The sequence below is a fragment of the Priestia sp. JNUCC 25 genome (genome assembly GCF_053667915.1).
On record NZ_CM132211.1, the window covers coordinates 1,117,034 to 1,130,611 of the forward strand.

Here is a 13,578-nt window from a genome sequence, read left to right on the forward strand (position 1 = left end):
AGATGTGTAAGCATTGAAACAACCATTATTTTTAAAGCCCTTATTTCAAGAAAGGATTTGGGGTGGAGCGAAATTAAATGAGCTTTATGGCTATGAAATTCCTTCAAACCAAACAGGTGAATGCTGGGCTATTTCAGCTCATCCAAATGGTCAAAACATTGTTGAAAACGGTGAATTACAGGGGAAAACATTAGGACAGTTATGGGAAGAAAACCCAGAAGTTTTTGGCCATTTTGAGAGTGACCGGTTTCCGCTATTAATTAAAATTTTGGATGCAAATGATGATTTATCAGTACAAGTTCATCCAGACGATGAATATGCAGATGAGTATGAAAATGGCGAGCTAGGTAAAACAGAATGCTGGTACATTATTGATTGTGATGAAGATGCAGAGATGATTTTTGGTCATCATGCAAAATCACAGGAAGAACTGGTTAAATTAATTGAAGAAGGAAACTGGAATAAGCTTTTACAAAGAGTAAAGATTAAACCAGGAGACTTTTTCTATGTTCCAAGTGGTACTATACATGCTTTATGTAAAGGAACATTAGTATTAGAAACTCAACAAAGTTCTGATACCACATATCGCGTATATGATTATGATCGCCCTGGCCAAGATGGGAAATTACGTGAACTTCATCTAAATAAAGCAATTGAAGTGACCACGGTCCCACATGTAGCAGAGAAAGTAGAATCTGCAACTGCAAAAATAAATGGAGGAACAATTACAACATTTGTAGAGGAAGATTATTTTACTGTTTATAAGTGGGATGTTCAAACTTCCTTGGAACTAACGCATGGTGTACATTTTATATTAGCAAGTGTTATTAAGGGAGATGGAATGCTTATTACAGAAGAAGGCGAGTTTCCTTTGAAGAAGGGTGATCATTTTATCTTGCCGAATGCAATAGATACTTTTGCTATTATAGGAAATGTAGAACTAATTGCTTCACACCCTAATAACAAAGGAGGACATAACTATGACATGGCAAACACAACTAGAGAAATGGTTAACATTTGATCATTTAGACAGTGAATTAAAAGAAGAGCTTTTATTAATGAAAGAAAACCAGAAAGAAGTAGAAGATGCATTCTATAAAAATCTTGAATTTGGAACAGGTGGTATGCGAGGAGAACTAGGACCAGGTACGAATCGTTTAAACTTATATATGATTCGTAAAGCAACAGAGGGATTGGCTAATTATATTGAAGAAAATGGTGAAAAAGCGAAAAAACGAGGTGTAGTTGTTGCTTATGATTCACGCCATAAATCCCCTGAATTTGCCCTAGAGGTTGCAAAAGTACTAGGACAACATGATATTAAGACATATATATTTGAAGAATTGCGACCTACACCTGAGTTATCATTTGCAGTTCGTCATTTAGGTGCATTTGCTGGTATTGTTATTACAGCAAGTCACAATCCACCGGAATATAACGGGTATAAAGTCTATGGAGAAGATGGAGGGCAAATTCCTCCAGAAGTTGCAGATACAATTATTAGTTATGTTAATGCAGTAAAAAACGAATTAACAATTCCAGTAATGGAAGAAAGTCAACTGCTCGAAAAGGAATTGTTAACGTATATTGGTGAACAGATAGATTCTGCTTATATTGAACAGTTAAAAACGATTCAACTTAACCGAGAAATGGTTGAAAAGTTAGGAAAGGACTTAAAGGTTGTGTTTACGCCATTACACGGCACAGCTAACAAACTAGTTCGTGCAGGATTAGAAGCTTTCGGCTTTAGCAATGTAACAGTTGTTAAAGAGCAAGAACTACCTGATCCAGATTTTTCAACAGTTAAATCACCTAATCCCGAAGAACATGCAGCATTTGAACTGGCGATTAAATATGGTAAAGAAATTGAAGCTGATATTTTAATGGGAACAGATCCAGATGCAGACCGTTTGGGTATTGCTGTGAAAGATAACAATGACAATTATATTGTACTAACAGGAAATCAAATGGGTGCACTTATGCTTCACTATTTACTGTCTCAAAAGAAAGAAAAAGGGATGCTACCTGAAAATGGCGTTGTGGTTAAAACTATAGTTACCTCTGAAATTGGACGTGCAATTGCCGAAAGTTTTGGTCTAAATACAATTGATACGTTAACTGGTTTCAAATTTATTGGTGAAAAAATTAATGAATTTGAACAAACAAAAGAATATACATTTGAATTTGGTTATGAAGAAAGTTATGGATATTTAATAGGGGAATTTGTACGTGACAAAGATGCAGTTCAGTCAGCAATTTTTGCTGCGGAGGTAGCTGCTTACTATAAAATGCAAGGTAAGTCTTTATACGAAGGCTTGCTAGAAATCTTTGAAGAGTATGGCTTTTATAAAGAATCACTTCAATCAATAACTTTAAAAGGAAAAGATGGAGCAGAACAAATAGGCAATATCTTGACGTCATTCCGAACAAACCCGCCAAAAGAGGTGGCTAGCGTTAAAGTAGTAGCAATTGAGGATTATCAAATTAGTCAAAAGACAATTTTAGAGACTAATATTACTGAAACAATTCATTTACCAAAATCAAACGTATTAAAGTTCTATCTAAAAAATGGTTCTTGGTTTACAATTCGTCCATCGGGAACAGAGCCTAAAGCGAAATTTTATTTTGCAGTTAAGGGGAATTCTACCCAGGATAGTGATACAGCAATTGAACTACTAGAGTCTTATGTCATGGGAATGGTGGATGAGATAGTAGGTTTAAAGAACTGAAAATTAATACTTTTTATTTTTAATAGGTTTTTTAGTGTGAAAAGATTCATTTTAACCTTAATATCTTGACGTTTTTTTCTATTTTTATCTAAAATTTATAAAAAATTATAGATGTTGTATAAAAACTCTATTATAATAGAAGTTATGTGAATTTATCTTTTTTATTGGAGGTCATCATGGAAGAAACACTTACTTTAAAGGAGTTGTTTCAGGCTTTAAAAAAGCGTCTTTGGCTTATTGGGCTTATTACAGTTATTACTGCCATAGTTAGTGCAGTACTTACTTTTTTCGTCTTAACGCCAATGTACGATGTGAAAACACAATTACTTGTAAACCAAACTAAGTCTGAGCAACAAATCTATAATACTACTGAATTGCAGGCAAACGTCCAATTAATTAATACTTATAATGTGATTATTAAAAGTCCGACTGTTCTGGATAAAGTACGTAAAAACTTAAACCTAGAAAAAAACACGGACGAGCTTAATAAACAAATTTCAGTGACAAGTGCTGAAGAATCTCAGATTGTTGAAATAGTAGTAGAGGACAAGTCACCAGAAATGGCTGCCAAAATTGCTAATGAAACAGCCAAAGTTTTTAAAGCAGAAGTATCTAAGGTTATGAACGTAGATAATGTAAATATATTATCTAAAGCTGTAGTAAAAGAAAATATTAAACCGGTAAAACCAATACCAGCTTTAAATATTTTAATTGGTATTGTAATTGGTTTAATTATAAGCATTGCGACTGCATTTATATTGGAATTCTCTGATAAATCAATTAAAACAGAAGTAGATATTGAGAAGTATTTAGACCTCCCAGTTATGGGTGTTGTAGCAAATATTGAGGACATTCCGGTCTCTTCCTCTAGATCATCTCGAGTTTCTAATCAAGCTAGTAGTAGAGTAAGGGGGGAATCAATTGGCTCGTAAAAAGAATCAAGTCAACGATAAAACATTAACAGTAAAGCGCCGATTAGTTGCTCATACTAATCCTAAGTTACCAGTAGCTGAACAATATCGTACAATACGTTCCAACATTCAGTTTTCTAGTCTAGACGAAGACATTCGCTCTTTGGTAATGACGTCTTCTGGTCCAGGAGAAGGAAAATCAACAACCGCTGCTAACTTAGCTATTGTATATGCACAGCAAGGTAAGAGAGTCTTGTTGGTTGATGCCGACCTTCGTAAGCCCACAACGCACTTCTCATTTAGATTAGAGAATCACATTGGTTTTACAAATGTCTTAACTAAAAAAGCGAAATTATTAGATGCTGTTCACCAAACTGATATTCCTAACCTATCAGTTTTAACAAGTGGTCCAATTCCTCCAAATCCTTCGGAGCTTTTGGCCTCTAAAAATATGGATGAATTGTTGCAAACAATGCATGACAACTTTGATTTTATCTTATTTGATACGCCACCTACTTTGGCTGTAACGGATGCTCAAATTTTGTCTAACAAGGCTGAAGCTACAATTTTAGTCGTCAGCAGCGGTACAACAGATAGAAATGCTGCTCAAAAAGCTAAAGAATTATTAACTAATGCTAAGGCTAGATTATTAGGTGTTATTTTGAATAACCGCAAAATTGAGTCAAAAGATTATTACTACTATTACGGTAGTAATTAAATTTACAAATAGCGTGGACCTTTACCGACTTCGTAGAGGTCCACGCTATTTTAAGTTTCTTTGAACTCATAATTATCAGTGGAGTATTATAAAATAAATAAATTATTATGTAACTATCAATACTAATAATATGTTCATTTATAACAAAATCCTCTTATATCATACTCATAATTTAAATATGGTATAAGAGGATTTTTTAAATTTATTTATTTTAAATTTAAATTCTCTTTTAAAGTCTGTGAAATCTTAGTACGTTCCGCATCCGGTACTTTATAGTAGTAAATACCATTGATTTTTTCACCTGTACCGTTAATTTGGATATGCTCCACATCATTACGGGCTTCTTTATAGTTTGATTGAATTTCTTTCATATCATTAAACGTAAGGTTGGTTTTAACATTATTCCCAATCGCATCTAGAATTGTACCATAATTCGTCAGAGATTTGATGCTTGCTCCTTCATCAATAACGGCTTGAATGATTTGCTGCTGACGAGATTGACGACCAAAGTCACCACGTGGATCGTCATAGCGCATACGAGAGTACTTCAGGGCGTTTTCCCCATTTAACTCGAGCGTTCCTTTTTCGAAGTGATGGCCTTCATATGTGAAATCTAGCGTGTTATTTACCGTGACGCCTCCAACTGCATCTACAATATCTTTAAAGCTTTCCATATTTACTTGTACATAGTAATCAATGGGTACATCTAAGAAGTTTTCAACCGTATTAATTGACATATCAATGCCACCAAAAGCATAAGCATGATTAATCTTGTCTTGTGTGCCTTTTCCCACAATTTCAGTGCGTGTATCACGAGGAATACTTACCATTTTTACAGACTGTTTGTCTGGGTTTACCGTTAACAGCATAAGTGAGTCTGAACGTCCCCGATCAGCTCCGCGCTGGTCAACACCAAGTAATAGAATTGAAATTGGATCGTGTTTTGCAAGACTTACTTTTTCAGAACGTTTTTCTGATTTTTCTCGGCTTAGTGGTTCATGTGTGCGATTTAGGGTATTTGCTACTGAACTGTAAACTGAATAACCATAAATTCCTATGCCAAGAATAAGAAGTAGAATAATAGCTAAAGCAATTTTAAATCCTTTTTTCTTTTTAGGTTTACGTTTTCTACGCTTTCGCTGCAGATCTTGTTCTGTTTCCATTTTTATCGTCCTTTACAATTTTATCGGGTATATAGTTCGTGTCTTCCATTATGTGATAAAGTACACAACCATTCTTATATTCTATCAAAAAATTGTCAGTTTTAATCATTTTTTATAAAAATTAAGTAAAAAATATATTATAATGGAAAGACAAGTAAAAAATAAGGGAGTTAGTTTATGAAAGTAATGGTAAATATTATAGCAATTGTTGTGCTTATCGGGACTATTGTCGGAGGTAAGTTATATTGGAATAAGCAAACATCTGCGGAAACGTCAAAAGTAGAAACTATAGTTACATCAAACAAGATGTCAAGTGAAACAAAAAATAGAAGTTGGGAAGAATACACTAAAAATCTTCCAAAATCTATAATAGCTAAACTTAAAGAAGCAGAAAAATCAGGAAAACCAATGAATTTATTAATTGTGGGTTCACAGGCGACATCAATAGATTCAACAGGCTGGCCTGCCATGCTCAAAGAAACATTGAAAAATACATATGGTTCACTTATTAATGTGAAAGTATTAGAATATAAAGATACTACAACATTAGATTTTGTTCGAAATAGAGAATATGAAGATATTATAAAAGAGAAGCCGGATGTATTACTATTTGAGCCATTTCTACTAAATGACAATGGTATAGTAGGTATTACAAATACGCTGGATAATATAAATGTTATTATGTCTCACGTGACAAATGCCAATTCAAATCTTGTGACGATTCTTCAGCCTTCACAGCCCATATATAATGCCAGTAATTATCCGAAAGAAGTAGATGCCTTAAAAGATTTTGCCGAAGAGAAGGGATATGAGTACTTAAACCACTGGAGTGCGTGGCCTGATTATAGGTCAGACAAAATACTAGATTATTTAATACAAAAACAGCATGTTCCGACTAAAAAAGGTAATAAAGCATGGGCAAGCTACTTAAAAGAATATTTTACAGCTTCTTAAACCTGTCGAACGACAGGTTTTTTTATTGTATATAAGGGAGTAAAAGATGAAGGGAATAACTAATATATATATTTTGTAGATGACTAACATGTAAAAATTATGTAAGAATAATTGGGATTTATTGAAAATTATTAAGGGAAGTATTAAGATAATACATATTAATCTATAGCATAGTTACTAAAGGAGGAATCACTGTGGTAGATTTGTATACTCATATCTTACCTAACGTAGAAAAAGGTCCGCGTGATGTGAATGCTTTTTTAACAATGGCAAAATCGTTAGTTGATCAAGGTATAAAGGCTGTGGTGGCTGCCCCCACTTATAACGGACAAGATTTAGAGAAACAAAATATTATGCTGTACGTTGACGCGGCGAATAAACACTTGCAGCATGCTTTTATTCCTCTTACTATTCTTCCTGGACAGAGGATAACAATTCATTACGGTCTTATTCAAGCATTTGAACAGAATGTACATCTTCCGATTAACCACTCTACGAAATACATGATTTTACAGCTTCCCAACGAACACACGAACGTTTTAAATGAACAAATTCTCTATGAGCTTCAGCTAAAAGGTGTTGTCCCCATTATTAATGAGCCAGAACGTCATCCAATATTTCTTGAGGACCCTGATCAGCTTTATGAAATCGTAAAAAGAGGAGCTATTATTCAGTTATCATCAGATAGTATAATTGGTGAAAATGGTCGAAAAGAGAAGAAAGCCGCTTTAACTTTTATTGATAAAGGCCTGGCACATATAATTGCTTCAGGTGTATGTGCGGATACTTATGAGAGCTATACTTTACCTAAAGCCTACGATATAGTATCCAGACAGTTTGGAACACAGGTACTTTATAAGTTCATGGAGAATGCAGATTATATAGTCGAGGGTAAGGCTATCTTTAAAGAACAACCAGAGCGGGTAAAGAAAGGGAAATTTCTAGGTATATTTTAATTCACAAAAGCCTATTTGTTATAAATAGGCTTTTTGTTATGGTCCTAAAGGTTATTATTCAGATAAGACAAATGTGCTAAAATAATGAATATAATGTTATAATTTCCAGATAATTGTCTAAAATAAGGAGAAGATTTTGTGATAGATATTTATACCCACATGTTACCAGGAGTAGAAGGCAACAAGCAGAAGTTTTTAGATGCCGCTAAATATTTAGTTAGTCAAGGCGTAAAGGCAGTATCGACAACTTTAGATAAGGAAACGAATACTTCGCTTTCTCTCTATGTAAAAGAAGCGAACCAAACATTAAAAGATAACAATATTTCCCTTACAATTGTTGGAGGGACAGAGGTGATAGCGGATCGTACGTTTGCAGCCTCTTATCATCGCCGGGACATTATGCTTCCTTCAAATGAAACATATATGATTTTAACGATCCCTGAAAAGGAAGAGCCAGCCTATCTTGAGCAGTTGTTATACGAAATTCAGTTGAATGGAATTTTGCCAATTATCAGTCAACCAGAATGTCATACCTATTTTTTAGAGAATAAAGATGTGTTTTATAAGATTGTGAAAAAAGGTGCAATTTTACAATTATCCTCAGATAGTATTATCGGGAAAAATGGAAAGCCTGCTAAAAAGGCCGCGATGCAATTTATTGAACACAATCTTGCTCATGTGATTGCCTCTGGCGCAAGCTTGGATAACTATAAGCAGCATTCACTGCGTCAGGCTTATGATGTAATTGCAAAAGAAAAAGGAGCCGAGAAGGCTCAGCTATTGATACAAAACGCTGAATCTATATTTAATGGTCGAGGCGTTCAAATCCTACCGCCTGAACGCATCAAAAAAACAAAATTCCTAGGAATCTTTTAAATTTTCCCTTTGTACCCTGATTAACTTCTGTTTAATCAGGGTATTTGCATACAAAGACCTATTTAAATCCCTTCTTTTATCATCATTATTTGGAGTTATTTTACAAATTATGTTTGCGTTTTCACATAGAGTGATAGTAAAATATTGTTAGTTGAGTAGATGACAGGAAAGTACGCGATTTTCCGGGGTTCGTGGTGGTAAATGTCGAGAAGAATACATAGTTTCACACGAGAAATCGTCGTAGAATAGAGCTATACAAAACGCAGGGAGGGAAATAAAGTGATTGATATTCATACGTACATATTGCCTAATATCGATAGCGGACCTGAGGAAGTAGACGGCTTTTTGAAGATGGCACGCTCCTTAGCGGATCAAGGCGTTCAGTCCGTTGTGGCTACGCCGCTTTATGACAGCGATCAAGAGTTTATGAAACACCATTTATTTCTCTATGTGAACGCAGCTAATGAATGGCTTACAAATTCATATATTCCTCTTCAAGTATTACCAGGTCAGCTTGTCCCTTTATCGCCTCAGCTTCTGCGAAACTATGAGCGAAATCAGCTTCTTACGCTTAATCACACCGATAAATATTTGTTTCTTTCACTGCCTGACTATGATGTCTCACCTTATTTTGAAAAGATACTGTCTGATCTTCTAACAAAAGGCGTTGTGCCTATTCTTCGTTCACCAGAATGTCATCCAATTTTCCGAGATCATCCCGAGCGTTTGTATGAGCTTGTTAAAAAAGGCGTACTCGTTCAGCTAAGCGCGGCTAGTATTCTTGGTTTAAATGGAAAAAAAGAAAGAAAAGCGGCGTGTACATTTATTAAATACCGCTTAGCCCACGTGATTGCCTCTGGCGTTCATGCTCGCAATTACCACGACTATTCACTTTCAAAAGCGTATGATTATATTTCCGATATGTACGGTGCGTCAGAACTTTATTTTTTTATTGAAAATGCAGAAGCGATTATCGACGGTCGTCCGGTTCATCAATTAGAGCCTGAGCCGATGAAAAAATTTAGTTTATTTAAATTATTCAGCTGAAAACAAGGGACTTTTCCATAAAAACGGGAAAGTCCCTTGTTTTGTCTTTCTCTCATTGTGGTATGGAATAGAAACAAAGTTAAAGAAAGGAAGGCTGAATATGATAAAAACTACAGCTGGAAAAGCAGCTATGTCGGTATTAAAAGAATGGAAGATTGATCACATTTTCGGTATGCCGGGAGATTCCATCAATCATTTTATGGACAATCTGCGCAGTGAAAAAGATGAAATTGAGTTTATTCAAGTCCGTCACGAGGAAGTAGGTGCGCTGGCGGCATCTTCTTACGCTAAAATTACAGGTAAAATCGGCGTGTGTCTGTCAATTGGAGGGCCGGGTGCGATTCATTTGTTAAATGGCTTATATGATGCCAAAGCAGATGGTGCACCGGTGCTAGTGCTAGCGGGACAGGTGCCGCGTGCGAAGCTTGGCAATGAATCATTTCAAGAAGTAAACTTAGAACGTGTTTTTGACGATGTGTCGGTGTTTAATCACCGAGTAGATTCGCCTGAATCATTTCCGCACCTTCTGCAGCAAGCCATCCGAACAGCTTATGCGAAAAAAGGCGTCGCGGTATTAGTCATTCCAGATGATATTCCGTCTTCAACGATTAAAATTGATGAAAAAACGCCAATTGCGAATGTATCAAAATCGATTTCTCACAGTGATCCGGAAGATGTAGCTAAAGCGCTTCTAGCGATTAAATATGCAAAAAAACCGGTTATTTTAGCAGGAACAGGTGCAAAGCATGCGAAGCTCGAACTAGCGCAGTTTGCGGAGAAAATTGCAGCGCCGGTTATTTTTACGCTTCCCGCTAAAGGAATACTGCCTGACCGTCACCCTTATAATCTAGGCCAGCTCGGCCAGCTCGGGACGAAGCCTGCGTATGAAGCAATGGAAGAAACCGATTTGTTAATTATGGTTGGGACTTCGTATCCATACCGTGAGTTTTTACCAGATGGAGCCGAAGCAATCCAGCTGGACTCAGATGCCACACAAATTGGCAGACGCTATCCTGTATCGATCGGCTTAGTCGGTGACTCTAAAACGACGCTGTCGCAGCTTACGCATAATTTAGATTATCAAGAAAACCGCCGATTCCTCGAAGAGTGTCAAGTTAATATGGAAAACTGGTGGAAGCACGTAGAAAAAGAAGAAAACGAAGTGAGTACGCCAATCAAGCCGCAGCAAGTCATTTCTAAGCTGCAAAAAATCGTTGAGGATGATGCGATTGTATCTGTTGATGTCGGGAACGTGACGGTATGGATGGCGAGACATTTCCGCATGACAAATCAAAAATTTGTGGTTTCAAGCTGGCTGGCAACAATGGGCTGCGGACTTCCGGCAGCCATTGCAGGAAAGCTTGCCCATCCTGAAAAACAATCAGTAGCCGTATGCGGTGACGGAGGCTTTACGATGGTCATGCAAGACTTTGTAACGGCTGTGAAGTACAAGCTGCCGATTGTTGTCGTCGTCCTTAATAACAGTGAAATTGGGATGATTAAATATGAACAAGCCATTCAAGGTCACTTAGATTATCAAACGCAGCTTGGTGAAATGAACTTTGCGAAGTTCGCTGAATCATGCGGAGGAATTGGCTACCGCGTTGAAAAATACGAGGAGCTCGAAACAGCGTTTGAAAAAGCAGCGCTTGCGAATGTTCCTGTTGTGATTGATGTCGTTATTGCGGATGAACCGCCGCTCCCAGGCAAAATTTCATTCGGACAAGCGGCCAATTATTCGAAGCACATCATGAAAAAGTTTTTCAAAGAACATGAGCTCGAAATGCCGCCGCTTCGTAAAGGACTAAGCAGAATGCTTTAATCAGTGACTCTCCTTACAGGGGAGTCTTTTTAGGAGGGATATCATGGGAGTGTTTGAAATCATTTTACTTATTTTTGGCGCGGTAATGATGCTTGTGATTACAGTGCCGGTTATTATCGCTATTATTCTTTGGATGAAAGATGAAAAACAAGAAGAGCATTCGGTTTTGAGAAACTATCCGCTGCTCGGGAAAATGCGCTATATTTCTGAGAAAATGGGGCCTGAACTGCGTCAGTATTTATTTTTAAATAATAATGAAGGCAAGCCGTTTTCTAGAAATCAATATGAACAAACCGTTAAGTCAGGTAAATACTTGAACCGAATGATGGGATTTGGCTCAGAGCGTGATTTTAGCGAACCGGGCTATTATATTCGAAATGCAGTATTTCCAAAGCAGCGCGACGAAATGAAAGCGGATAATACGCAAAAAATTAAAACGAAAGTATATAAAATGGACGCGGATAACTTATTCAGCCGAAGAGAGCACCGCGAAGAAAAAGAAGCGGATCCGTTTTATTTGCGGGATGAAGATGCGGTCGTCATAGGTCCTTCATGCAAAAATCCGTTTGTTGTAAAAGGATTAATCGGCCAATCCGGCATGAGCTTTGGAGCACTTGGTGACCATGCGATTACCGCTTTATCACTAGGATTAGGACGAGCAGGCGGCACGTGGATGAACACGGGAGAAGGCGGACTGTCACCGTATCATTTAAAAGGAAACGTGGATATTATTTTTCAAATTGGTCCAGGGCTTTTTGGCGTTCGGACAAAAGAAGGCGAATTTTCATGGGAAGAATTTAAAAAGAAAAGTGAAATAAAGCAAATCAAAGCGTTTGAAATCAAGCTCGCCCAAGGAGCTAAAACGCGAGGCGGTCACGTGGACGGTTCAAAAGTAACGGAAGAAATCGCTGAAATCCGCAACTTAAAGCCAGGAGAATCTGTAGACAGCCCAAACCGTTTTAAAGAGTTCGCTTCGTATCCTGAAATGTTTCAGTTTATTGAAAAACTTCGAGATATAGGCGGCAAGCCAGTAGGCATTAAAATGGTTGTCGGAAATACAAATGATCTTGAAGAAATGGCGGCGTATATGAAAGAGACGGGAAGCGGACCTGATTTTATTACGATCGACGGAGCAGAAGGAGGAACAGGCGCATCGTTTCAAGAATTAGCAGACGGAGCGGGCGTACCTTTGTTTTCAGGACTTCCTTTTGTGGATGAACTGCTTAAAAAGTATGGCGTTCGTGATGAAGTGAAGCTTTTTGCATCGGGCAAGCTGTTAACGGCTGATAAAGTTGCAACGGCTTTATCGCTGGGTGCCGACTGCGTTAATATTGCCAGAGGCTTTATGTTTTCTGTTGGCTGTATTCAAGCGCAGGTTTGTCACAATAACCGTTGTCCAGTAGGCGTAGCCACAACAGATCCAAAGCTGCAAAAAGCGCTTATTATTGAAGAAAAGTCATACCGCGTGTGCAACTACGTGCTGTCATTACGTGAAGGATTGTTTAATTTAGCCGCCGCCGCCGGTATTGATTCGCCAACGAAGTTTTCAAGGAAACACGTGGTGTTCAAAAACAGCAGCGGACAGTTAGCTGATATTTCTGTAAAGGAAAAGATGTACGTATAAAAAAGCTGCCGATTGGCAGCTTTTTTATTGTCTTCTCTGAAGCAAATGCAGGCAAAACTCTAAGTCTTTTTGAAGATGCTCTTGCATTAACGTTTGTGCTTTTTCAGCATTGCGTTCTTTAATAGCGTTATAAATGTCTTCGTGTTCATCAATTAAAAACGGGCGGTTGTAAAATACGACCGTATGACGGAATAAGTAAATGATCGACTGCATGCGGTCGATGATATTAATCATTACGTCATTGTTGCTTGCATTCACAATAATGGCGTGAAAACGTTCATTCGCGCTCATGATTTCTTCAAACGAGCCGTTTCTTCCGATGTCTACGCATTCCTTTAATTCTTCTAATTCGTTATCAGACAAAAAAGTCGCGGCAGCTTTAGAAGCTGAGCCTTCTAGCAGCATTCGCACTTCAAACAAGTTGCGTAAGTCTTTTTCTGTCGGCGACACCACTTTTTTTCGAACGATCAGTCCTTCATATTCTAAGCGTCTGATGGAATCACGAATCGGCGTTCGGCTGAATCCAAGCTCGCTCGCTAATTTTTCTTCGACGATTTTTGTACCGCCTTCGAGCTCACCGTTTAAAATTTTATCTCGAATCATCTCATAAGAAGGGTGATGAGACGAACGAGAACCTTGATTTCTTAACATACTCTACTTCACCTCTAGCATTCGACACGAGGGGATCTCGTCTCTTTCTCTCTTTATTTTTTATCATTTTGTACGCGTATACCCAAATCATACTATAACTTGCGAAAAGGTGGGACGGAAAGTTTCG

At 37.4% G+C, this 13,578-nt stretch carries 12 protein-coding genes; 10 read left to right on the forward strand and 2 right to left on the reverse strand.

What is annotated here, in order from left to right; translation table 11 throughout:
* Positions 1 to 13 precede the first annotated feature (13 nt).
* The 4 genes from manA to JNUCC25_RS05750 all read left to right on the forward strand — a co-directional run bounded on the left by manA (position 14) and on the right by JNUCC25_RS05750 (position 4,358).
* Positions 14 to 1,021 (forward strand): mannose-6-phosphate isomerase, class I, encoded by a 1,008-nt coding sequence (manA, locus tag JNUCC25_RS05735; protein WP_207371947.1) that lies wholly within the window; start codon positions 14 to 16, stop codon positions 1,019 to 1,021.
* Positions 981 to 2,729, forward strand: a complete 1,749-nt coding sequence (locus tag JNUCC25_RS05740; RefSeq protein WP_207371948.1) for a phospho-sugar mutase — start codon at positions 981 to 983, stop codon at positions 2,727 to 2,729. Before manA ends, JNUCC25_RS05740 begins: the two co-directional genes overlap by 41 nt.
* 176 nt (positions 2,730 to 2,905) lie before the next feature.
* Positions 2,906 to 3,661 (forward strand): YveK family protein, encoded by a 756-nt coding sequence (locus JNUCC25_RS05745; protein WP_207371949.1) that lies wholly within the window; start codon positions 2,906 to 2,908, stop codon positions 3,659 to 3,661.
* The gene (locus JNUCC25_RS05750; RefSeq protein WP_207371950.1) at positions 3,651 to 4,358 is read left to right on the forward strand and encodes a CpsD/CapB family tyrosine-protein kinase; all 708 of its coding nucleotides are present in this window, start codon (positions 3,651 to 3,653) and stop codon (positions 4,356 to 4,358) included. Before JNUCC25_RS05745 ends, JNUCC25_RS05750 begins: the two co-directional genes overlap by 11 nt.
* 206 nt (positions 4,359 to 4,564) lie before the next feature.
* Here the strand turns inward: JNUCC25_RS05750 and tagU are convergent, their stop codons facing one another.
* The gene (gene tagU, locus JNUCC25_RS05755) at positions 4,565 to 5,521 is read right to left on the reverse strand and encodes a polyisoprenyl-teichoic acid--peptidoglycan teichoic acid transferase TagU (protein ID WP_207371951.1); all 957 of its coding nucleotides are present in this window, start codon (positions 5,519 to 5,521) and stop codon (positions 4,565 to 4,567) included.
* Between the two features lie 177 nt (positions 5,522 to 5,698).
* Between tagU and JNUCC25_RS05760 the strand changes: the two genes are divergently transcribed.
* The 6 genes from JNUCC25_RS05760 to JNUCC25_RS05785 all read left to right on the forward strand — a co-directional run bounded on the left by JNUCC25_RS05760 (position 5,699) and on the right by JNUCC25_RS05785 (position 12,800).
* Complete coding sequence (locus JNUCC25_RS05760; RefSeq protein WP_207371952.1) at positions 5,699 to 6,475, forward strand: SGNH/GDSL hydrolase family protein; 777 nt, start codon at positions 5,699 to 5,701, stop codon at positions 6,473 to 6,475.
* Between the two features lie 194 nt (positions 6,476 to 6,669).
* On the forward strand, positions 6,670 to 7,431 hold the full coding sequence (locus JNUCC25_RS05765) for a tyrosine-protein phosphatase (protein WP_207371953.1): 762 nt from the start codon (positions 6,670 to 6,672) through the stop codon (positions 7,429 to 7,431).
* Positions 7,432 to 7,569: 138 nt separating this feature from the next.
* Positions 7,570 to 8,307 (forward strand): CpsB/CapC family capsule biosynthesis tyrosine phosphatase, encoded by a 738-nt coding sequence (locus tag JNUCC25_RS05770; protein ID WP_207371954.1) that lies wholly within the window; start codon positions 7,570 to 7,572, stop codon positions 8,305 to 8,307.
* Positions 8,308 to 8,586: 279 nt separating this feature from the next.
* Positions 8,587 to 9,354, forward strand: coding sequence for a tyrosine-protein phosphatase (locus JNUCC25_RS05775; RefSeq protein WP_146273828.1), 768 nt, complete (start codon positions 8,587 to 8,589; stop codon positions 9,352 to 9,354).
* Between the two features lie 100 nt (positions 9,355 to 9,454).
* Positions 9,455 to 11,176 (forward strand): pyruvate oxidase, encoded by a 1,722-nt coding sequence (locus JNUCC25_RS05780; protein WP_454222938.1) that lies wholly within the window; start codon positions 9,455 to 9,457, stop codon positions 11,174 to 11,176.
* Between the two features lie 43 nt (positions 11,177 to 11,219).
* Positions 11,220 to 12,800, forward strand: coding sequence for an FMN-binding glutamate synthase family protein (locus tag JNUCC25_RS05785; RefSeq protein WP_454222940.1), 1,581 nt, complete (start codon positions 11,220 to 11,222; stop codon positions 12,798 to 12,800).
* Positions 12,801 to 12,824: 24 nt separating this feature from the next.
* Here the strand turns inward: JNUCC25_RS05785 and JNUCC25_RS05790 are convergent, their stop codons facing one another.
* Positions 12,825 to 13,451 carry a GntR family transcriptional regulator gene (locus tag JNUCC25_RS05790; protein WP_078081568.1) on the reverse strand — a complete coding sequence of 209 codons (627 nt, stop codon included), beginning with the start codon at positions 13,449 to 13,451 and terminating at the stop codon, positions 12,825 to 12,827.
* Between the last annotated feature and the right edge of the window lie 127 nt (positions 13,452 to 13,578).